Source organism: Bradyrhizobium sp. USDA 4449, from assembly GCF_054056275.1.
Map to the genome: position 1 here is coordinate 3,962,908 of NZ_JBSRYD010000001.1, position 21,494 is coordinate 3,984,401.

Sequence of the window (21,494 nt, forward strand, 5' to 3'; positions counted from 1 at the left end):
ACCCGTCAACACACTCCGTCATGGCGAGCGAAGCGAAGCAATCCTGACTTGTCTCCGATGAGGGATTCTGGATTGCTTCGCGCGCAAATGACGAAAGGGAAGCAGCGCGTGACCGACAAAGACCTGCACTTCTATGAGCCCGCCAAAGGCCACGGCCTCAGGCACGATCCCTTCAATGCCATCATCGCGCCGCGACCGATCGGCTGGATCTCGTCGCGCGATGCCAAGGGCCACGTCAACCTTGCGCCCTACAGCTTCTTCAACGCGTTCTGCTATGTGCCGCCGATCATCGGCTTTTCCTCCACAAACTGGAAGGACTCGGTCGAGAACATCAAGCAGACCGGCGAGTTCGTCTGGAATCTCGCCACCATGGATTTGGCCAGGCAGATGAACGCGACCGCCGCGCATGTCGCCTCCGAAGTCGACGAGTTCGAGATCGCGGGCCTCACCGCCGTCCCCGGCAAGCTCGTCAATGTGCCACGCGTCGGCGAAAGCCCGGTCGCCTTCGAGTGCAAGGTATCCGACATCGTCCGCCTCAAGGGCGCCGACGGCAGGGAGGCCAACGCCTGGCTGACCCTCGGCGAGGTCGTCGCCGTCCACATCGACAAGGCCATGATCAAGGACGGCGTCTACCAGACGGCCGCTGCCCGCCCGATCGTGCGCGCCGGCCGCCGTGGCGATTATTTCGAGATCAAGCCGGAAAACATGTTCGAGATGGTCCGGCCGGATTAGACCGGGCGAGCCCGTAACCCGGAACTGCCACCGCGCCCTGGCCGTTAAGTGCGCCGGGGCGGCCGCCCGGCCGCGTCAATTCGCATGATTTTCCAGGCGAAGTGTTCACGCACGCCGGCCACTTTCCGCTAAAATGCCCACATCAGCGCCGTTGCATGAGGTCCGCCATGAGCTTCCGCCGCGACACCCTGACAAAGCCGATCTTCTCATGGGCGCGCGGCGTGCTGCCGGCGATGTCCGATACCGAGCGCGAGGCGCTGGAGGCCGGTGACGTCTGGTGGGATGCCGATCTTTTCGCCGGCAACCCTGATTGGTCGAAGCTGCTGAAGATCCCGCAGGCGACATTGACCGAGGAGGAGCAGGTCTTCCTCGACGGTCCCGTCGACGAGCTCTGCGCCATGCTCGATGAATGGAAGATCTTTTGGGAATGGCGCGATCTGCCGCCCGATGTCTGGCACTTCATCAAGCGCGAAAAATTCTTCGGCATGATCATCCCGAAGGAATTTGGCGGCCTCGGCTTCTCGCCCTATGCGCATTCGGAAGTGGTGCGGAAAATCTCGACGCGTTCGATCGCGGCCGCCGTCACGGTGATGGTGCCGAACTCGCTCGGTCCCGGCGAACTGCTGATGCGCTTCGGCACCAGGGAACAGCAGGAGCGCTGGCTGCCGCGCCTGGCCGATGGCCGCGACATTCCCTGCTTCGGTCTCACCAGCCCGGAGGCCGGCTCCGATGCGGCCTCGATGGTTGACACCGGCATCATCTGCAAGGGCACCTTCGAGGGCCGCGAGGTCACGGGCCTCAAGCTCAACTGGCACAAGCGCTACATCACGCTTGGTCCCGTCGCCACGCTGCTCGGCCTCGCCTTCAAGGCCTATGATCCCGACCATCTCGTGGGCCGGCAGGAAGAGCTCGGCATCACCGTGGCGCTGATCCCGACCGATCTTCCCGGCGTCGAGATCGGCCACCGCCATCTGCCGTCGATGCAGGTGTTCCAGAACGGCCCGAACTGGGGCCGCGACGTCTTCATCCCGCTCGACTATGTCATTGGCGGCCAGGATCGCTTGGGACAAGGCTGGAAGATGCTGATGACGGCGCTTGCCGCCGGCCGCGGCATCTCGCTGCCATCGCTCTCGGCCGCTGGCGCCGCCTACGCCGCCCGCACCACCGGCGCCTATGCCCGCATCCGCGAGCAGTTCGGCATCTCCATCTCCAGGTTCGAAGGCGTCGAGGAGCCGCTCGCGCGCATCGTGGCGACTGCCTACCAGCTCGACGCGGCGCGCCGGCTCACCTGTGCGGCGCTGAACGCCGGCGTCCATCCCGCCGTGATATCAGGCATCATGAAGCTGCATGCGACCGAGCGGATGCGGATCGCGATCGACGACGCGATGGACATCCACGGCGGCAAGGCCGTGATCGACGGCCCGCAAAACTATCTCGGCAATCTGCACCGCGCCGTGCCTGTCGGCATCACGGTGGAGGGCGCCAACATCCTCACCCGCAATCTCATCGTGTTCGGCCAGGGCGCGATCCGCGCCCATCCCTATCTGCTCGACGAGATGAATGCGTTGGCCGATACCGACCGCGAGCGTGGGCTCACCGCGTTCGACAAGGCATTCTGGAGGCATGTCGGCCACAGTTTCCGGACGCTGTTCCGCGCGTTCGGTGCGAGCTGGACCCTTGGCGCCTTCGCACTTACGCCCGATGCAGGCGACGCCACGCCGTTCTATCGCCAGCTCTCGCGCTATTCGGCGGCATTCGCGCTTTGCGCCGACGTGGCGCTGCTGATGCTCGGCGGCGCGCTCAAGCGCAAGGAGATGCTGTCGGCGCGCTTCGGCGACATCCTCTCCGAGCTGTACTTGCTCTCCGCCGCGCTAAAACGCTGGCAGGACGAAGGCCGGAAGAAGGAAGACTTTGCCGCGCTCGAATGGTGCATGGCGACGGGCTTCAGGACCATCGAGGTCAGGCTCGCCGAAATCCTTGCCAACCTGCCGAACCGTTTCATTGCCGTCATCCTCAAGCTCGTGGTCCAGCCCTTCGGCGCCCGCGTGCTCGGCCCGTCCGACCGCGTCGTGCACCAATGCGCCGGCATCGTGCTGGAGCCTTCGGCCGCGCGCGAGCGTCTCACGTCGAATCTTGCTCATGTCGATGACGATGGCGGCTTTGCGCGGCTGGAGCGCGCGTTCAAGCTGGTGACGGCCACGGACGCGGTCGCCAGGCGCATGCGCGTCGCTGAAATCCGCGACTGGAAGGAAGCCGTCGCCAAGGGCGTGATCACGCAGGCCGAGGGCGAGCAGCTCGCTTCCGCTCACGAAGCCGTGGCAAAAGTGATCGAGGTCGACGATTTTGCGCCGGAGGCGCTGTCGCCGATTTACAAGAAAACAGGCGACGTGCATCAGTTCTTCCAGGAACTCGGTGAACAGAGGGCGGCGAGCTGATGGCACGACCGGTATTCATCGTCGACGGCAGCCGGACGCCGTTTCTCAAAGCGCGCTCGGGGCCAGGGCCGTTCACGCCTGTCGATCTCGCCGTGCAATGCGGACGGCCGCTGCTGGCGCGCCAGCCATTTTCGCCTGACGATTTCGACCAGGTCATCCTTGGCTGCGTCAACGTGATCGCCGACGAGATGAACCCGGCCCGGGTCGCCGCGCTCCGGCTCGGCATGGGCGAGGACATGGTCGCCTTCACCGTGCAGATCAACTGCGGCTCCGGCATGCAGTCGATCGATACCGCCTACCGCTATATCCGCGAAGGCCATGCCGACATGATCCTGGCCGGCGGCACCGAAGCGTTGAGCCACGCGCCGCTGGTCTGGCCGAATTCCGGCGTGCGCTGGTTCGCAGGGCTCGCCACCGCCAAGGGCGTGGCGGCGAAGCTCGCCGCAGCCTTCAGGCTTCGCCCTCGTTATCTCAAGCCCATCATCGGGCTGGAGCGCGGACTGACCGATCCCGTCACGGAATTGAATATGGGCCAAACCGCAGAAGTGGTCGGCTATCTCTTCGGCATTACCCGCGCACAATCGGATGCCTATGCGGCCGAGAGCCATCGCCGTCTCGCGCATGCGCAAGATGCGGGTTTTCTGAAAGGCGAGGTCGAGACCGCGTTCTCCCGCGACGGCAAATTCTTCGACCATGACGACGGCGTGCGCCCGGACTCCACGGCCGAGACGCTGGCAAAGCTCCGGCCGGTGTTCGAGCGTCCCTGGGGCCAGGTCACTGCCGGCAATTCCTCGCAGATCACCGACGGCGCCTCCTGGGTGATCCTGGCTTCCGACGCGGCGGTGGCCAAACACAAGCTGACGCCGAAGGCTGCCATCGTCGACAGCAATTGGGCCGCGCTCGATCCTTCTATCATGGGGCTCGGTCCCGTGATGTCGGCGACGCCGCTCCTGACCCGCAACAATCTCACGCTCCAGGACGTCGAGACCTGGGAGTTGAACGAGGCGTTTGCGACGCAGGTGCTCGGCTGCCTCGCTGCCTGGAACGATGACAAATTCTGCCGCGAGATTCTCGGGCTCGACGGCGCGGCCGGCCGGATCGACCGCGACAAACTCAATGTCGATGGTGGCGCTATCTCGCTCGGCCACCCCGTCGGCACCTCCGGCAACCGCATCGTGCTGCATCTCGTCAACGCCATGAAACGGCTCGGCACGCGGCGCGGCATTGCGACCGAATGCATTGGTGGCGGGCTCGGTGGTGCCATGCTGATCGAGGCGGTGTGACCATGGATTCCAAGATCATGACCGCGCTCGGCGACCGCGTGCTGGAGCTCGGGCCCAAGCCGGCGGCAGACGGCCCGTACAAGCATTTCAAGCTGACGCGCGGTGCCGATGGCGTCGCCTGGCTGTTGTTCGATCGCGCCGGATCAAGCGCCAACACGCTCTCTTCGGACGTGATGGAGGAGTTCGACGCCGTGCTCGCGGCGATCGAGACTGAGCGCCCCGCGGGCCTGGTGATCCGCTCTGCAAAATCGTCCGGCTTCATCGCCGGTGCCGATGTCAACGAATTCCGTGGCGCATCCGATGCGGAGGCGGTGGAGACGCGCATTCGTGCCGCACATGCGGTGATCGACCATCTGGAGGCGCTGAAGCTGCCGACCGTCGCGGTCATTCACGGCTTCTGTCTCGGTGGCGGCCTCGAGGTCGCGCTGGCCTGTCAGTCGCGCATTGCCATCGACGGCGCGCGCTTCGGTTTTCCGGAGGTGATGCTGGGCCTGCATCCCGGCCTCGGTGGCACCGCGCGCTTCACCGCGCTGGTGAACCCCACGCAGTCGATGACGCTGATGCTGACCGGCCGCACCATCGATGCGCGCCGCGCCAAGTCGCTCGGCCTCGTCGACACCGTGACGCAGGAGCGCCATGTCGAGGGCGCCGTGAAGGACGCGCTGTTCGGGCGCCTGAAGCGGACGCGTCCGGGGGTCCTGACGCGCGCCGCCAATTTCGGTCCGGTGCGCGGCCTGCTGGCAAAACGCATGCGCTCGGAGGCGGCGAAGGCCGCTTCCCGCGAGCATTATCCCGCGCCCTACGCGCTGATCGATCTCTGGGAGACGCATGGCGGCAGCAAGGCTGCGATGTTGAAGGCGGAGCAGGTTTCGTTCGCCAAATTGACGGTGACGCCGACCGCGCAAAATCTCATTCGGGTGTTCTTCCTGCGCGAGCAGATGAAGAAATCCGCCGGCTCCGGCAACACGGTCAAGCACGTCCACGTGATCGGGGCCGGCGCCATGGGCGGCGACATCGCGGCCTGGGTAGCGGGGCAGGGGCTGCGCGTCTCGCTCGCCGACATGAAGGCCGAGCCGATCGCCGGCGCGGTGAAGCGCGCCGCCGAGCTCTACGGCAAGATCATCCGAAAAGCCACCGAGGTGCGCGACGCGCTCGATCGCCTGATCCCTGACATGGACGGCGAGGGCGTCCGCAACGCGGATCTCATCATCGAGGCGGTGCCGGAAAAGCTCGAGCTGAAGCAGAAGGTCCATGCCGCCCTCGAGCCCAGGATGAAGCCGGGTGCGATTCTCGCCACCAACACGTCGAGCATCCCGCTTGGGGATCTCCGCACCACGCTCTCGCGGCCGGAGCGCCTTGTCGGGCTGCACTTCTTCAATCCGGTATCGCGGTTGCAACTGGTCGAAATCGTCAGCCACGATGGCAACGACGCGCAAGTTCTGAAAGAAGCGCTCGCCTTTGTCGGCGCGATCGACCGCCTGCCGTTACAGGTGAAGAGCTCGCCCGGCTTCCTCGTCAACCGCGCGCTGACGCCCTACATGCTGGAAGCGATGGTGATGCTGGACGAGAAGATCGACCAGCGCCTGATCGATGCAGCTGCCGAAAAGTTCGGCATGCCGATGGGACCGATCGAACTCGCCGACCAGGTTGGGCTCGACATCTGTCTCGACGTCGGCGACATGCTGCGCAGCAAATTTGGCGACCTGCTGCCACCCACGCCTGCATGGTTGCGCGACAAAGTCGCCAAGGGCGAACTTGGCCGCAAGACAGGCAAGGGCTTTTACACCTGGAAGGACGGCAAGGCGCAAAAGGCGCCCTTGCCCGAGACCGGTCCTGGCGTAACCGACCAGATGATCGACCGCCTGGTGCTGCCGATGTCCAATGTCTGCGTCGCCGCTCTGCGCGAAGGCATCGTCGACGACCCCGACGCTGTCGACGGCGCAATGATCTTCGGCACCGGCTATGCACCGTTCCGCGGCGGGCCGCTGAACTATGCACGTGCGCGCGGCACGGAAAACGTCGTATCGACCATGCGCGCGCTGGCCGAGCGATTCGGCGGCCGCTTCGCACCCGATCCGGGCTGGGACAATTTCAGGTGAGATCCGCATGACCGAAAAGTCGGAGACCGAGCCCAGCGGCGATCTCTGCATCCGCACGCTGGCGATGCCCGCCGATACCAATGCCAATGGCGACATTTTCGGGGGCTGGCTGCTCAGCCAGATGGACGTCGGTGGCGGCGTCTTCGCCTCCAAGACTGCGAAGTCGCGCACCGTCACCGTCGCGATCGACGCGATGAACTTTCGCAAGGCCGTCTATGTCGGCGATCTCGTCTCGGTCTACGCCACCCTCGTGCGCGTCGGCCGGACCTCCCTGACCGTCCATCTCGAAGCGTGGGCGCTGCGGCGCCGCGAGCTGCAGCCGATCCTGGTGACCGACGGCAATTTCACTTACGTCTCGATCGACGACAACGGCCACCCGCAAGCGATCCAGCGCAACGATCCGCCGATCGCGACATGATCGCATGCGGCGCTCTGTCTCATCTCATGAAGACGTGCAGTGTCAGGAAAGGCGGCGCGAGTGAGTCAACGCGTCGCGCCTTCGCCAAGAACCAGTCATAAAACGGATGAGGTCCCGGCGTACTCAATAGCCCGTCGATTCGGGAGGAAAACCGGTTGATTTGCCCTAGGAACCTTTGGGCAGACATGCCGTTATTTGCCCGCACTGAGGAATCCACGGGACATGCCGGACAGCTATATCATCGAAGTGAATTCGCAGACCGCGGGCATCGTGGTCCGCGGCCAGGGCGGCTACTGCTTCTTCGCCTCGTCTGACCAATTCAACCGGCTCGAAGGCCAGCTCTTCCGCAACGCCCGCGAAGCCGAGCGTGCCGCACGCAAGCTGGTGAATGGGGACGTGAGGGAGGCGGCGTAAGGGCCGTTCTCGTGATTCCGAGGTGCGCGTGGCGCGAGCCCGGAATCTTGCCGCAATGCCGTCGATCACAGCTTCGTCGCTGCGCGCGACAAGAGCTTCCACTCCTCGCCCTGCTTCTGCCAGTTCATCAGGATGTGAAGATTGGTCGGCACTTTTTTCCCGTCGGCCGCCATTTCCTGTTCCGCGATCCAGTGGAAGCGCACGATCGCGGCGGGGCCGACGACTTTGATGGTCGGGTCCTTGTATTCGATCGAGAGAAACTTTGATTTGCCGTCGGTGGCATTGGCGATGAAGGTCGCCTTGTCCTCGACCTTGCCGCTGGAATGGCTGTAGCTCAGCTCGTCCCAGCACAGCGCGCCGAGCGCCTTGCGGTCGGCCGCGATCTGGGCGAGGCGGAAGGCCTCGACCTGCTTCGCCACGGCCTCTTCCTCCCCTGCGGCGGCGAGCGCCGGTTTCGAGAGCGCAAGCGCGGAGATGGCGAAACTCGAGAGAGCCAGATCGCGCCGGTTGATCGTCATCGTTTCCTCCTTTTTGATCTTGCATGGAGTGTTGCAGCCGGGTGCGCTGTTGTCGAGTGGCGCGTGGTCGTCATGCGTGGACGTCATTGCGCGCCCAAGCTTCAATTGATACGTCTTCCGCGTCGATGCATCGTGCATCTGGGAAAGTACAGACATGATCGAGAGGATGGGCAGGGCGTTGCTGTTCGATATCGACGGCACGCTCGCCAATACCGACCCGCTGCACTTGAAGGCGTTCAACCAGGTGCTCGGTCCTCGCGGCCATGTCTTCGATCACGCGCGCTTCTCGAAGGAACTGCAAGGCTTCGCCAACGTCGCGATCGGCGAGCGGTTCTTGCCCGACGAAACGCTGGAGCGGCGTGCCGCCATCCTGGACGAGAAAGAAGAAGTGTTCCGCGCCCTCGTTGCGGGTCATATCGAGCCGCTGCCAGGCCTGATGGCGCTGCTCGACCGCGCGGATAGCGCCGGGATTCCCATGGTCGCCGTCACCAATGCGCCGCGCCTCAATGCCGAGTTGCTGCTCTCCGGCCTCGGCATAACGGAGCGGTTCGAGGCGCTTGTGATCGGCGACGAGTTGCCGCACGGCAAGCCGCATCCGCTGCCTTATCAGGAGGGTCTGCGCTTTGTCGGAGCCAGCGCGGCTGCGTCGATCGCGTTCGAGGATTCGCGCTCCGGCGTGCAGTCGGCCACCGCGGCCGGTATCCCGACGATCGGCATCCGGACCAGCCTCAGCGATGCTGACCTTGTTGGGTCCGGCGCGGTTGCCTCCGCGAGCGCCTTCGACGACCCGTTGCTGCTCGCGCGGCTGGCGAGCGCGATGGCGTGGTGAGGGTTTCGTCCACTAACCATCGTCGTCGTGCATTGACCGCGCGCCCAAACCGCCGCACCATGCACCATTCTGGAGGCCATTGCCGTGACCGGATTGACCCATCGCCAGGCTGAAATCCTCAACATCGCCCGCGCCTCCGGCCGCGTCATGGTCGAAGAGCTGGCGCGCCGGTTCGAAGTGTCGGCGCAGACCATCCGGAAAGACCTCAACGATCTCTGCGAGCGCCGTTCGCTGACCCGCGTCCATGGCGGCGCGATCATCGCCTCCGGCGTCGAAAACCTCGCTTACGAGGCGCGGCGCTTCGTCGCCGCCGACGAGAAGAAGGCGATCGGCGCTGCGGCCGCGTCCCTGATCCCGAACGGTTGTTCGCTCTTCATCAACATCGGCACGACGACGGAAGAGGTGGCGAGCGCGCTGACCTCGCACGAAGATCTGCTCGTCATCACCAATAACCTCAACGTCGCCATGCTGCTCTACCGCCATCCCCGCATCGAGGTGGTGGTGGCCGGCGGCACGGTGCGGCGCGCCGACGGCGCCGTGGTCGGCTCGACGGCGACGCAGCTGATCGGGCAGTTCAAGGTCGATTACGCCATCATCGGCGCGTCCGCGATCGACGAGGAGGGCGCGCTGCTCGACTTCGACTATCGCGAGGTGCAGGTGGCACAGGCCATCATCGCCAACGCCCGCAGCGTCATGCTGGTGGCCGATTCCACGAAGCTTCGCCGCAGCGCGCCGGTCCGCATCGCCCATATCAGTCAGATCCAGACCTTCGTCACGGATCAGGAACTGCCGGAGCGCCTCGCCACCATCTGCCACAGCAAGGGCATCGAGGTGATGGCGGCGATGCCGAAGGGAGCGGAGGATATCGACGATACCCAGGCCGATGCGCAGGACACAGCGTCCGAAGCCGCGCCGGTGGTGCGCTTGAGGTAGAGCTTTATGGGCCGTCCCACGGATTGAGCAGCGGAATGCCGAATGCGGCAAACTCCTTCACGTTACGCGTGACGAGTGTGAGGGTGTTGGCAAGCGCGGTTGCTGCGAAGAATCCGTCCATCACCGACAACGCGATGCCGCTGCGGCGGCTGTGCGCCATCAGATCGCCCCAACGCTCGGCGACCGTATGGTCGATCGGCAGGATGCGGCCTCCAAACCGGGCCGGCAGATCATGGGCGAGCCAGGCGGTCAACGCCTCCCGCCGTCGGCCGTCATCCAGCAAGGCGATGCCGCGGCGAAGCTCGGCGATCGACGCAACGCTGATGAACGCGCGATCCTCATCGACGGTATCGAGCCACGCCAGAACTTTCGGAGAAGGCGCCGGCCACTGAACCTCCGATAGCACATTGGTGTCGAGGAGCAGGTTCACGGCATCGCGTCGCGTGGTTCGTCGCGCGCGCGTTCACGCTCGAGTTCGGCGCCGCGTAGCGGCGAAGCCAGCAGGAATTCGGCAAGCGTGCCTTTGCGCGCGGTTTTCCGTGCCCATTCTTCGGCAGAAACGATCACAGCGTCAGGCCTGCCGTGACGGGTGATGATCTGGGGGCCCGTTTGGGCGCGATCGACCACCTCGGAGAGGCGCGCCTTGGCCCTCGCAAGCGTCCAAGTGTCTTTCGGTGCGTCGGCCGGTGGCGAGGCGGGAGCGGTACTATGATCGGTCATGTCGAATTTAACCAGTATGACTATCGTGACCATAGAAGCGTGATGTGACCATTCAAGTGTGCGTTGCATCCAAATCGTCGTCTCAGGTGCCCACTTCGAGGGCTGATTGCACACAGAAAAAGTTCCGCTTTCGCTTCCTTTTCCCTCTCTTTCGTCTTGCTTTCGTTTTTCGGTGTGATCTAATCAAAAACGAAAGTAACCACTCGGCTGAACGGGTGGTCGCCGGGGGATGCGTCTGTTGGATCGTATTTTCGACCTCGCCATCATTGGGGGCGGTGTTAACGGTTGCGGCATCGCGCGCGATGCGGTGGGCCGCGGCAACACCGTTTTCCTGTGCGAAATGAACGATTTGGCGAGCGGGACGTCATCCTGGTCGACCAAGCTGGTGCATGGCGGCCTGCGCTATCTCGAATATTACGAGTTTCGCCTGGTCCGCGAGGCGCTGATCGAGCGCGAGATTCTCTGGGGTATCGCCCCCCATATCATCCGCCCCCTGCGTTTCGTTTTGCCGCATCATGCCGGCCTGCGCCCGGCCTGGCTGCTGCGTCTCGGCCTCTTTCTGTATGACCACATCGGCGGTCGTCATTTGCTGCCGGCGACCCGCTCGCTCGATCTCAGGCGCGACGAAGTCGGCCGGCCGCTGATCCCGAATCGCTATAGCCGCGCCTTCGAATATTCCGATTGCTTCGTCGATGACGCTCGCCTGGTCGTGCTCAACGCGCGCGATGCAGCCGACAAGGGCGCGGAGATCCGCACCCGGACCCGTGCGACGGATATCAAGCAATCCGACGGTGTCTGGACCGTCAGCATGGTCGACACGCTGACCGGTGCGCGGTCGCAAATCCAGGCCCGCGCGCTGGTCAATGCCGGCGGCCCCTGGGTCGAGGACGTGCTCGGGCGCGGTGCCGGCGTCAACGCCAAGGCAAAGGTGCGCCTCGTGCAGGGGTCGCACATCGTGGTCAAGAAGCTCTACGACCACGACCGCGCCTACATGTTCCAGAACGCCGACGGTCGCATCATCTTCGTCATTCCCTACCAGGACGACTTCACGCTGATCGGCACCACCGACCGCGACTATGACGGCGATCCCGCCAAGGTGAAGGCGACGGCGGAAGAGATCCAGTATCTTTGTGCTGCCGCAAGCGAATATCTGGCCAAGCCGGTGACACCAGAGGACGTGGTCTGGACCTATTCCGGCGTGCGCCCGCTTTATGACGATGGGGCCAGCGAGGCCAAGGCCGCGACCCGCGACTACGTGTTCGAGCTCGATACGCCCGGCGGTTCTCCGTTGCTGTCGATCTACGGCGGCAAGATCACGACGTATCGCCGCCTTGCCGAAGAGGCGCTGGAACGGCTTGCGCCCTATCTTCGCAGCGCGAAGGCGCGCGAGGGCTGGACCGGCAAATGGCCGCTGCCGGGCGGCGATATGGATGTGTCGGCCGTCGACGGCCTGATCGCCGAGCTCCAGCGCGGCTACCCCTTCCTGAGCCATGAGCATGCCCGACGTCTCGCGCGTGCCTATGGCACCCGTGCCATCAAATTGCTTGGCGACGCAAAATCGGCGGCCGATCTCGGACAGGACTTTGGTGCAACTCTGACGGAACGTGAGGTTCGCTACCTGATGACCAACGAATGGGCGGTGACCGCCGAGGATATCGTCTGGCGCCGCTCCAAGCTCGGCCTGCGGCTGTCTGCCGGCGAAATTGCCGCCCTGGACGACTGGATCAGGACCCATTTTGTGTCGCAAAGTCCTCTGCTGGAAGCAGGAGGACGCTCATGAGCGTGACACTCGACCACGTGACCCGGACCGTCGACGGCATCGAGCATATTCGCGATGTCTCGCTGACGCTCGAGAGCGGCACGCTCAACGTGCTGCTTGGGCCGACGCTGTCGGGCAAGACCTCGATCATGCGGCTGCTCGCCGGCCTCGACAAGCCGACCACGGGCCGGGTGCTGGTCAACGGCAAGGACGTCACCGGCGCCGACGTGCGCCAGCGTTCGGTCGCGATGGTCTATCAGCAATTCATCAACTACCCCTCGCTCACCGTCTATGAAAACATCGCTTCTCCCTTGCGCGTGCAAGGCAAGCCGCGGGACGAGATCGAGGCACGCGTGGGGGAAGCCGCGCGCCTGCTGCGGCTCGAGCCGTTCCTGAAGCGCACCCCGCTCCAGCTCTCCGGTGGTCAGCAACAGCGCACCGCGATGGCGCGCGCGCTCGTGAAGGGCGCCGATCTCGTGCTGCTCGACGAGCCGCTCGCCAATCTCGACTACAAGCTGCGCGAGGAGCTGCGCGCCGAATTGCCACGCATCTTCGAGGCATCGGGCGCGATCTTCGTCTATGCCACGACCGAGCCGAGCGAGGCGCTGCTGCTCGGCGGCAACACCGTGTGCATGTGGGAAGGCCGGGCGCTCCAGATCGGCGGGACGCCCAGTGTCTATCGCCAGCCGCAGACCCTGCGGGTCGCCCAGGTGTTTTCCGATCCGCCGCTCAATCTCGTCGGCATCGAGAAAAAGAACGGCTCGGTGCAATATGCGGGCGGGGTCGCCGCGCCGGCTTCCGGCCTCTATTCTTCGCTCGCCGATGGCGCCTATCGCGTCGGTTTTCGCGCGCATCAGCTTGCACTCGCCAATGGGCAGGCTGACCGACACGCCTTCCATGCAACGGTGACGGTGACCGAGATCACCGGTTCGGAGAGTTTCGTGCATTTGACTCGCGACGGATCGAACTGGGTTGCGGTGCTGCACGGCGTGCACGAGTTCGAGCCCGGCCAGACCATCGACGCCGTGCTCGATCCCAATGATGTCTTCGTCTTCGACGCGGCGGACCGTCTGGTCGCCGCGCCCGGTTCCATAGCGTTTTCAAGCGAAGTGCCTGGCGGTTCGCGCGAAGAAAACGCGTCGAAGAAAAAAGCCTGAGGGAGGTGCGCCATGGCTCGCATTGACCTCGTCGATCTCGCGCACTCCTACGGCGGCAACGATGCGCCGCAGGAAAGCTTTGCGCTGAAGCCTGTCACCATGACCTGGCGGCAGGGCGGCGCCTACGCGCTGCTCGGACCGTCCGGCTGCGGCAAGACCACGCTGCTCAACGTCATCTCCGGCATCATCACGCCCTCGCGGGGAAAAATCCTGTTCGACCAACAGGACATCACACCGCTGTCAACCCAGAAGCGCAACATCGCCCAGGTGTTCCAGTTTCCGGTGATCTACGACACCATGACGGTGGGGGAGAACCTGGCGTTCCCGTTGAAGAACCGCGGCGTGCCGAAGGCCGAGATCGACAAGCGCGTTGCCGAGATCGGCCGCCTGCTCGATCTCGAACCCTATCTGCACCGCAAGGCCACGCGCCTGACCGCGGATGCCAAGCAGAAGATCTCGCTCGGCCGCGGCCTCGTGCGTTCCGACGTCGCAGCCGTCCTGTTCGACGAGCCGCTGACGGTGATCGATCCCGAGCTGAAATGGCAGCTGCGCTCCAAGCTCAAGGCGCTGCATCGCGAACTCGACCTCACGATGATCTACGTCACCCATGACCAGACCGAGGCGCTGACCTTCGCCGACACCGTCGTCGTCATGCATGACGGCCGTGTGGTGCAGAGCGGCACGCCGGCCGAGCTGTTCGACAAGCCCGCCCATACCTTCGTCGGCTATTTCATCGGCTCGCCCGGCATGAACATCCTGCCGGCCGAGGTGAAGGGGCGCGAGGCGCGGGTCGATGGCCGTGTCATCGCGCTGAACCGCAGCTACGACAACCTGCCCGCGGGCGCCAGGATCGAGATTGGCGTGCGTCCGGAGTTCGTCGACGCGGTCGCGCCCGTACCCGGTCTGCTCACGGCGAAAATCGAACGCATCGACGATCTCGGCCGCATCCGTTTTGCGCGCGTGCGCGTCGGTGAGGCCAAGATCGCGGCGCGGGCGCCGGCCAGCTTCACCAGCTCTGACGGAAATGTCGGGCTCCAATTCAATCCGGCGCACATCCACGTCTATGCCGACAGCCTTCTGGTGGAAGGAGCCGCCTGATGGACAAGACCGTCAACCAAAAAGCCTGGTTCCTGGTGCTGCCGGTGTTCCTGGTCGTCGCCTTCTCGGCGGTGCTGCCGCTGATGACGGTGGTGAACTATTCGATGCAGGACACCTTCGGCAACAACCAGTTCTTCTGGAACGGCGTCGGCTGGTTCAAGGAATTGCTCGATCCCTCGACCGATCTGGGCGGCCGTTTCCTGGCCTCTCTCGGGCGCAACCTGTTCTTCTCGCTGGTGATCCTCGCGATCGAAGTGCCGCTCGGCATCGTGGTCGCGCTGTCGATGCCGCGCCAGGGCTGGCCGGTCGCTGCCTGCCTCGTCACCCTCGCGCTGCCGCTCCTGATTCCGTGGAACGTGGTCGGCACGATCTGGCAGATTTTCGGCCGGCCTGACATCGGCCTGCTCGGCTATGTGCTCAACCACATCGGGCTCGACTACAATTACGTCTCCAACGACATCGACGCCTGGGTCACCGTCATCGTGATGGATGTCTGGCATTGGACGAGCCTCGTCGCGCTGCTCTGCTATGCCGGCCTGAAGTCGATCCCCGATGCCTATTATCAGGCCGCTCAGATCGACGGCGCCTCGCGGTGGGCCGTGTTCAAGGCGATCCAGCTGCCGAAGATGAACCGCGTGCTGCTGATTGCGGTGCTGCTGCGCTTCATGGACAGCTTCATGATCTACACCGAGCCGTTCGTCGTCACCGGTGGCGGACCCGGCAACTCGACCACCTTCGTGTCGATCGAGCTCGTCAAGATCGCGCTCGGCCAGTTCGACCTCGGCAAGGCTGCCGCGCTCTCGCTGGTCTACAACCTGATCATCCTGATCGTCTGCTGGATCTTCTACACCGTCATGACCAATGCCGGCGTCGAACGCAAGGTCCAGACGGAGAGCGAGCCGGCGGTAGAGCCGAAGCCTGCGGCCGCGCTGAAGCCCGTGCCCGCGCTTAAGCCCAAGGAAGGAGTGGCCTGATGCATTCGATTCCCGGCCGCCGCCTCATCATGGGGCTGTTCCTGATCTTCCTGATGTTGCCGATCTACTGGCTCGTCAACATGAGCTTCAAGACCAACGGCGAGATCATCTCGACGATGACGCTGTGGCCGCATGCGCCGACGCTGCAGCATTACAGGCGTATCTTCACCGACGAGAGCTGGTATTCCGGCTATATCAACTCGCTGGAATACGTCGTCATCAACACCATCATCTCGATTTCGGTGGCGTTGCCGGCGGCCTACGCGTTTTCGCGCTATCGCTTCCTCGGCGACAAGCATCTGTTCTTCTGGTTGCTGTCGAACCGCATGGCGCCGGCGGCGGTCTATGCGCTGCCGTTCTTCAACCTCTATTCGGCTATCGGGCTGTTTGATACGCCCTGGGCCGTTGCGCTCGCGCACTGCATCTTCAACGTTCCGCTGGCGGTGTGGATCCTCGAAGGTTTCGTCTCCGGCGTACCGCGCGAGATCGACGAGACCGCCTTTCTCGACGGCTATTCGTTCCCGCGCTTCTTCATCCGGATCCTGGTGCCGCTGATCGCGAGCGGCATCGGCGTCGCCGCCTTCTTCTGCTTCATGTTCTCCTGGGTCGAACTGTTGCTGGCGCGCACGCTGACCTCGGTCAACGCCAAGCCGATTGCCGCCGTGATGACGCGCACGGTGTCGGCGGCCGGCATGGATTGGGGCCTGCTGGCGGCCGCCGGCGTGCTCACCATCATTCCGGGCGCGCTCGTGATCTGGTTCGTCCGCAACTACATCGCGCGCGGCTTCGCGCTCGGCCGGGTGTAGGAGGTTTTTATGGACTCCATCGCATGGATGGCGTGGACGCTGCCGACCGCGATCTTCTTCGTGGCGCTGGCCTGCACGCTGGCAGTCATGACCTGGCTCGCCGCCGTCTATCCCGAGGCCGAACGCGTCGGGATCCTGCGCATCCCGACCACGCGCGGCGACCGCCTGTTCGTCTCGCTGATCGTTGCGGCCGTCATCCACCTGGCGTGGATCGGCCTCGTCGGTACCAATCCGATCGCCACGATTCCGATCGGGGAGGAAGGATTTGAAATAACGAGCCTGTGGCTCGCAACCGTGATTTCGTTTGCCTCAGGCGTGGTGATCTTTCGCACCGTCTGAGGCATGCGAGAAAGAGCAGATCCGGGGTCTACCCGGGCCTGGATTTAAGTTTTGTCGCTTCAACCGGAGGAAACTAATGCGACACTTGAGAACGACCAAGGACAGTCTTCTGACCATGACCAGCGCGCTCGCGCTGATCGCGGCTTCGATGACGATCGCCGCGCCGGCGCGCGCGGACGAGGCCGCCGCCAAGAAGTGGATCGACAGCGAATTCCAGCCGTCGACCCTGTCGAAAGACGATGCGCTGAAGGAAATGCAGTGGTTCATCAAGGCCGCTGAACCCTTCAAGGGCATGGAGATCAACGTCGTCTCCGAAACGCTGACGACCCACGAATATGAATCCCGCACGCTCGCCAAGGCGTTCGAGGAAATCACCGGCATCAAGGTCAAGCACGACATCATCCAGGAAGGTGACGTCGTCGAAAAGATCCAGACCCAGATGCAGTCCGGCAAGAACGTCTATGACGGCTGGATCAACGACTCCGACTTCATCGGAACGCACTTCCGCTACGGCCAGGCGGTCGACCTGACCGACTGGATGGCGAAGGACGGCAAGGACGTCACCGACCCGATGCTCGACGTCAACGACTTCATCGGCAAGTCGTTCACGACCGCGCCGAACGGTCACCTCTATCAGCTGCCCGACCAGCAGTTCGCCAACCTTTACTGGTTCCGGTACGACTGGTTCACCAATCCGGACTACAAGGCCAAGTTCAAGGCCAAGTATGGCTACGAGCTCGGCGTTCCCGTGAACTGGTCGGCTTACGAAGACATCGCCGACTTCTTCACCAACGACGTCAAGGAGATCAACGGCGCCAAGGTTTACGGCCATATGGATTATGGCAAGAAGGATCCCTCGCTCGGCTGGCGGTTCACCGACGCCTGGCTGTCGATGGCCGGCAACGGCGACAAGGGCATCCCGAACGGCCTGCCGGTCGACGAATGGGGCATCCGCATGGAAGGCTGCCGTCCGGTCGGCTCCTCGGTCGAGCGTGGCGGCGACGTCAACGGCCCGGCAGCGGTCTATTCGATCGTCAAGTATCTCGACTGGATGAAGAAGTATGCTCCGCCGCAGGCGCAGGGCATGACCTTCTCCGAGTCGGGCCCGGTGCCGTCGCAGGGCAACATCGCCCAGCAGATCTTCTGGTACACCGCCTTCACCGCCGACATGGTGAAGCCCGGCCTGCCCGTGATGAACGCGGACGGTACGCCGAAGTGGCGTATGGCTCCGTCGCCGCACGGCGCGTACTGGAAGGACGGCATGAAGCTCGGCTATCAGGACGTGGGATCGGCGACCTTGCTGAAGTCGACCCCGGTCGACCGCCGCAAGGCGGCCTGGCTCTATCTCCAGTTCATCGTCTCCAAGACGGTCAGCCTGAAGAAGAGCCATGTTGGTCTGACCTTCATCCGCGAATCCGACATCTGGGACAAGTCGTTCACCGAACGTGCGCCGAAGCTCGGCGGCCTGATCGAGTTCTACCGCTCGCCCGCGCGCGTGCAGTGGACCCCGACCGGCAACAACGTGCCTGACTATCCGAAGCTCGCCCAGCTGTGGTGGCAGAACATCGGCGACGCGTCGTCCGGTGCGAAGACGCCGCAAGCCGCGATGGATGCGCTCGCAGCCGCTCAGGACTCGGTGATGGAGCGTCTCGAGAAGTCCGGTGTGCAGGGTGCCTGCGGACCGAAGCTCAACCCGAAGAAGACGGCTGAGTTCTGGTACGACAAGTCGGCCAAGGACGGCAACATCGCTCCGCAGCGCAAGCTGGCGAACGAGAAGCCGAAGGGCGAAACCGTCGACTACGACACGCTGATCAAGTCGTGGCCGGCCTCGCCGCCGAAGCGCGCCGAAGCGAAGTAATTCGCCGACGTCATCATGGCCGGGTTCGTCCCGGCCATGCATGAGAGCAGAAGGCCGGGAGCAATCCCGGCCTTATGTCGTATTGCCCTCTTGCCTTGCGGGCGGGCTTGATCTGAACTGGCCGGGACACAGACGCGAGACTTCGTCATGCGCATGATTTTCCGTTGCGACCCAAAGCTGGCCGGCCATCTGCTGCGGCCGTTTCCAGCGCGCACCGCCTTGCCCGACTGGCTGCGGGCGATGCCTGCGAGCGCGCATTCGGATATCCACGGCCGCGATATCCGCACGGTCAAGCAATGCCCGCCCTTCGTCGATGCGATGGCGTACGGGGTCATGATCCCGCTGCCCTGCGACGTCAGGATCGAGGCCGGCGCGTTCTCGTGGGATTGGGACATTCCCGAACCGGAGACATCAGGCCATCCACGCGCGCCGCTCAGCTTCCATCCCGTCGCGCAATTTGCCGCGGCGCCTTTCTCCAACGGGCGCTCTGCGCTCAAGTTCAACAGTTTCTGGACCATCGAGCTCGAGCCCGGCTGGTCGCTGTTCGCGACGCATCCGGTCAACCGCGACGACCTGCCGTTCCGCCTCGTTTCGGGCCTGGTCGACGCCTAACACTTTCACGATGGGGGCATCAATTTTCCCGCCGTGTGGATCAGGCCGGATTTTTCCGGGGTCCTGGAAAAGGGAACGCCGATTGCACAATGCTTTGCCGTGCCGCGACAAGCGCCGGAGCTGACGTTCGAGCCTTTCGACGCCGCGCACCGGCAGTCCTACGAGAAGGTCGTTGCCGACGTGCTGGCCGCGCCCAACGTCTATCGCAAGCGGTTTCGTGCCAAGCGCGGGCGCCTAACGCGCTAATAGCGCACGCCGCAGGGCGTCCTCCTCGATCCATAGCCGGCCGTGCGAGGCCGAGGTCAGCGCCATCGCGATCGAGCCGAACAGCTGCGAGCGCAGGCGATAGGCCTGTCCGAACGCGTCCATGGCGGCATCCAGCTCGCCACTCTCCTGCAGGGCGATGCCGAGATTGAGCGCGGCCTCGGCATGGTCGGGCTTGAGCGCGAAGGCCTTGCGATAGGCGCTGGCTGCGCCGTCATGGTCGCGCAAATCCTGTCGCGCAAGGCCAAGATTGAACCACACCGAAGCCGGCGCGTCGGCTTCGGTCGCCTGCGCGAGCAGGCTTGCGGCGGTGGCGGCATCGCCATCCTCCCACGCCAGCCGCCCGAGCTGCGCCGTTGCTTCCTGATGGCCGGGGATGACCTTGAGGATGGCCTGCCAGGCGCCGCGGGCCTGATCCCGCAGCCCGGCCATCTCGAGCGTTCGTGCTTTCTCGATGAACATCTCGCGCTGCGGGCTGTTGCCGATCGCGGCATCGAGATGGGCGAGCGCGGCGTCGAACTGGCCCTCGCTGCGCGCGATGCGCGCCGCCAGCAGCCGGGCCGGCGCGTTGTTCGGCCGTTTGGCGAGACTCACGTCGATATGCGCATGCGCCGGGGCGGCGGCACCTCTGGAGAACAACACGGCAGCGAGCAGATGATGCAGCACCGGATCGCCGGGATCGCGTGCAAGGCCCTGTTCGCACAGACGCTGCGCCTCGTCCGGCTTGCCCGAATTGACCGCTGCAGTCGCGCGGCGAACGAGTGTCTGCGTGTCATCCATCGCCGCATTAGAGCAAGAACGAGACGGCGCAGCAATACGGTGCGATTGGACACGTCAACCAACACAAAAGGCCGCGAGCGATCCGGCCTTTTTTCTTTCTTGCCTCGTCCCGCTTGCGGGGAGAGGCCGACACGCGAAGCGTGGCGGGTGAGGAGGACGCTCCGCGAGTCCAACTACCATCGTGCTTGCGGAGACTCCCGCTCACCCCGACCCTCTCCCCGCAAGCGGGGAGAGGGAGGACAAAAGCTACTCCGCCGGCTCGGCCGCGAGCGTCGGATAATCCGTGTAGCCCCTGGCGCCGCCACCGTAGAACGTGTTCTTGTCCCAATCGTTCAGTGCTGCGCCCTTCTTCAGCCGCTCGACCAGGTCGGGGTTGGAGATGAACGGCTTGCCGAAGGCGATCAGGTCGGCCGCGTCAGCGTCCAGCACCTTGGCGGCGAGATCGAAATCATAGCCGTTGTTGGCCATGTACGCGCCCGCGAAGCGCTTGCGCAGGGATGCGTAGTCGAACGGCGCGACGTCGCGCGGTCCGCCGGTGGCGCCCTCGATGACGTGGAGATAGACGAGCTTCAGCGCGTTCAGCCCATCGACGATGTGATCGAACAACGGCTGCGGATTGGAATCCGAGATGTCGTTTGCCGGCGTCACCGGCGAGATGCGGATGCCGGTCCGGTCGGCGCCGGCCTCCGCCACCACGGCCTTCGAGACCTCCAACATCAGCCGCGCACGGTTCTCGATCGAGCCGCCATAGGCATCCGTGCGCTTGTTGGCGCCGTCCTTGGCGAACTGGTCGAGCAGATAGCCGTTGGCGCCATGGATCTCGACGCCGTCGAAGCCGGCCTCCAGTGCATTCTTCGCAGCCCGTTTGAAGTCGTCGATGATCCCTGGAATTTCGGAGAGCTCGAGCGCGCGCGGCTCGGAGACGTCAGCAAAGGTACCGTTGACGAAAGTCTTGCCCTTGGCGCGGATCGCGCTCGGCGCCACCGGGGCTGCGCCACCCGCCTGGAGGTCGACATGCGAGATGCGGCCGACATGCCAGAGCTGGATGAAGATCTTGCCGCCGCGCTCGTGCACCTTGTCGTTGACCTTGCGCCAGCCGGCGACCTGCTCCCTGGAATAGATGCCGGGGGTGTCCTGATAGCCCTGGCCTTGCTGCGAGACCTGGCTCGCTTCGGTGATCAGGAGGCCTGCGGAGGCGCGCTGGCTGTAATAGTCGGCCGCGAGCGGCGAGGGGACGAAGGTGCCGGGTACGGCGCGGTTGCGCGTCAGCGGCGCCATCACCAGGCGATTGGCCAGCGTGATCGGGCCGAGCTTGTAGGTCTCAAACAATTTGGTCGGACGGCTCATTGGGAGTGTTTCCAGGCGGTGAGAGGTCCGGAACACTTGTGCATTGCGATATCAGGCGCAAGGGACGAGCCATACGGAAAGTGCAGGCGAGCTACGCGGCGGGGACCGCGCAGCATGAT

Annotated in this window: 22 protein-coding genes; 17 read left to right on the plus strand and 5 right to left on the minus strand. The window is 64.3% G+C overall.

Features of this window, described 5'->3' with window-relative positions:
- The first annotated feature begins 108 nt into the window (after positions 1–108).
- The 6 genes from ACVIIW_RS18400 (at position 109) to ACVIIW_RS18425 (ending at position 7,381) form a co-directional block, all read left to right on the plus strand.
- Positions 109–732 carry a flavin reductase family protein gene (locus ACVIIW_RS18400; protein WP_456702007.1) on the plus strand — a complete coding sequence of 208 codons (624 nt, stop codon included), beginning with the start codon at positions 109–111 and terminating at the stop codon, positions 730–732.
- A 167-nt stretch (positions 733–899) separates the two neighbouring features.
- Positions 900–3,167: an acyl-CoA dehydrogenase gene (locus tag ACVIIW_RS18405; protein ID WP_456702008.1), complete on the plus strand. Its 2,268-nt coding sequence runs from the start codon at positions 900–902 to the stop codon at positions 3,165–3,167.
- On the plus strand, positions 3,167–4,450 hold the full coding sequence (locus tag ACVIIW_RS18410) for an acetyl-CoA C-acetyltransferase (RefSeq protein ID WP_456702009.1): 1,284 nt from the start codon (positions 3,167–3,169) through the stop codon (positions 4,448–4,450). The genes ACVIIW_RS18405 and ACVIIW_RS18410 overlap by 1 nt, the downstream gene beginning before the upstream one ends.
- Positions 4,451–4,452: 2 nt before the next feature.
- Positions 4,453–6,549: a 3-hydroxyacyl-CoA dehydrogenase NAD-binding domain-containing protein gene (locus tag ACVIIW_RS18415; RefSeq protein ID WP_456702010.1), complete on the plus strand. Its 2,097-nt coding sequence runs from the start codon at positions 4,453–4,455 to the stop codon at positions 6,547–6,549.
- Between the two features lie 7 nt (positions 6,550–6,556).
- Positions 6,557–6,967, plus strand: a complete 411-nt coding sequence (locus ACVIIW_RS18420) for an acyl-CoA thioesterase (protein WP_456702011.1) — start codon at positions 6,557–6,559, stop codon at positions 6,965–6,967.
- 222 nt (positions 6,968–7,189) lie between these two features.
- Positions 7,190–7,381 carry a hypothetical protein gene (locus ACVIIW_RS18425; protein ID WP_092227352.1) on the plus strand — a complete coding sequence of 64 codons (192 nt, stop codon included), beginning with the start codon at positions 7,190–7,192 and terminating at the stop codon, positions 7,379–7,381.
- 65 nt (positions 7,382–7,446) lie between these two features.
- Here ACVIIW_RS18425 and ACVIIW_RS18430 read toward each other — a convergent pair whose 3' ends face one another.
- Positions 7,447–7,899 (minus strand): nuclear transport factor 2 family protein, encoded by a 453-nt coding sequence (locus ACVIIW_RS18430; RefSeq protein WP_456702012.1) that lies wholly within the window; start codon positions 7,897–7,899, stop codon positions 7,447–7,449.
- Positions 7,900–8,053: 154 nt separating this feature from the next.
- Between ACVIIW_RS18430 and ACVIIW_RS18435 the strand changes: the two genes are divergently transcribed.
- Positions 8,054–8,728 (plus strand): HAD family hydrolase, encoded by a 675-nt coding sequence (locus ACVIIW_RS18435; RefSeq protein ID WP_456702013.1) that lies wholly within the window; start codon positions 8,054–8,056, stop codon positions 8,726–8,728.
- 84 nt (positions 8,729–8,812) lie between these two features.
- Positions 8,813–9,661: a DeoR/GlpR family DNA-binding transcription regulator gene (locus ACVIIW_RS18440; RefSeq protein WP_456702014.1), complete on the plus strand. Its 849-nt coding sequence runs from the start codon at positions 8,813–8,815 to the stop codon at positions 9,659–9,661.
- 4 nt (positions 9,662–9,665) lie between these two features.
- Here the strand turns inward: ACVIIW_RS18440 and ACVIIW_RS18445 are convergent, their stop codons facing one another.
- Both ACVIIW_RS18445 and ACVIIW_RS18450 read right to left on the minus strand, forming a co-directional pair.
- Positions 9,666–10,091, minus strand: a complete 426-nt coding sequence (locus tag ACVIIW_RS18445) for a PIN domain-containing protein (RefSeq protein ID WP_456702015.1) — start codon at positions 10,089–10,091, stop codon at positions 9,666–9,668.
- Entirely contained in the window at positions 10,088–10,381 is a 294-nt protein-coding gene (locus ACVIIW_RS18450; protein ID WP_456702016.1) for a type II toxin-antitoxin system Phd/YefM family antitoxin, read from the minus strand. The genes ACVIIW_RS18445 and ACVIIW_RS18450 overlap by 4 nt, the downstream gene beginning before the upstream one ends.
- Positions 10,382–10,610: 229 nt before the next feature.
- Here ACVIIW_RS18450 and glpD point away from each other — a divergent pair, with 229 nt between their 5' ends.
- The 9 genes from glpD to ACVIIW_RS18495 all read left to right on the plus strand — a co-directional run bounded on the left by glpD (position 10,611) and on the right by ACVIIW_RS18495 (position 19,230).
- On the plus strand, positions 10,611–12,161 hold the full coding sequence (glpD, locus tag ACVIIW_RS18455) for a glycerol-3-phosphate dehydrogenase (protein WP_456702017.1): 1,551 nt from the start codon (positions 10,611–10,613) through the stop codon (positions 12,159–12,161).
- Positions 12,158–13,297 carry an ABC transporter ATP-binding protein gene (locus tag ACVIIW_RS18460; RefSeq protein WP_456702018.1) on the plus strand — a complete coding sequence of 380 codons (1,140 nt, stop codon included), beginning with the start codon at positions 12,158–12,160 and terminating at the stop codon, positions 13,295–13,297. The genes glpD and ACVIIW_RS18460 overlap by 4 nt, the downstream gene beginning before the upstream one ends.
- 12 nt (positions 13,298–13,309) lie before the next feature.
- The gene (locus ACVIIW_RS18465; protein ID WP_456702019.1) at positions 13,310–14,395 is read left to right on the plus strand and encodes an ABC transporter ATP-binding protein; all 1,086 of its coding nucleotides are present in this window, start codon (positions 13,310–13,312) and stop codon (positions 14,393–14,395) included.
- A complete protein-coding gene (locus ACVIIW_RS18470; protein ID WP_456702020.1) occupies positions 14,395–15,369 on the plus strand; it encodes a carbohydrate ABC transporter permease in 975 nt (324 codons plus the stop codon). Before ACVIIW_RS18465 ends, ACVIIW_RS18470 begins: the two co-directional genes overlap by 1 nt.
- On the plus strand, positions 15,369–16,175 hold the full coding sequence (locus tag ACVIIW_RS18475; protein ID WP_092227359.1) for a carbohydrate ABC transporter permease: 807 nt from the start codon (positions 15,369–15,371) through the stop codon (positions 16,173–16,175). The genes ACVIIW_RS18470 and ACVIIW_RS18475 overlap by 1 nt, the downstream gene beginning before the upstream one ends.
- A 9-nt stretch (positions 16,176–16,184) precedes the next feature.
- Positions 16,185–16,514, plus strand: coding sequence for a DUF2160 domain-containing protein (locus ACVIIW_RS18480; protein WP_456702021.1), 330 nt, complete (start codon positions 16,185–16,187; stop codon positions 16,512–16,514).
- A 76-nt stretch (positions 16,515–16,590) separates the two neighbouring features.
- On the plus strand, positions 16,591–18,372 hold the full coding sequence (locus ACVIIW_RS18485; RefSeq protein WP_456702022.1) for an ABC transporter substrate-binding protein: 1,782 nt from the start codon (positions 16,591–16,593) through the stop codon (positions 18,370–18,372).
- Positions 18,373–18,519: 147 nt separating this feature from the next.
- Positions 18,520–18,984, plus strand: a complete 465-nt coding sequence (locus ACVIIW_RS18490; protein ID WP_456702023.1) for a hypothetical protein — start codon at positions 18,520–18,522, stop codon at positions 18,982–18,984.
- A gap of 99 nt (positions 18,985–19,083) precedes the next feature.
- Positions 19,084–19,230, plus strand: a complete 147-nt coding sequence (locus ACVIIW_RS18495) for a hypothetical protein (RefSeq protein WP_456702024.1) — start codon at positions 19,084–19,086, stop codon at positions 19,228–19,230.
- Here ACVIIW_RS18495 and ACVIIW_RS18500 read toward each other — a convergent pair.
- Positions 19,219–20,028 (minus strand): tetratricopeptide repeat protein, encoded by an 810-nt coding sequence (locus ACVIIW_RS18500; protein ID WP_456702025.1) that lies wholly within the window; start codon positions 20,026–20,028, stop codon positions 19,219–19,221. The genes ACVIIW_RS18495 and ACVIIW_RS18500 overlap by 12 nt on opposite strands.
- Positions 20,029–20,274: 246 nt before the next feature.
- Complete coding sequence (locus tag ACVIIW_RS18505) at positions 20,275–21,375, minus strand: alkene reductase (RefSeq protein WP_456702026.1); 1,101 nt, start codon at positions 21,373–21,375, stop codon at positions 20,275–20,277.
- Positions 21,376–21,494 lie beyond the last annotated feature (119 nt).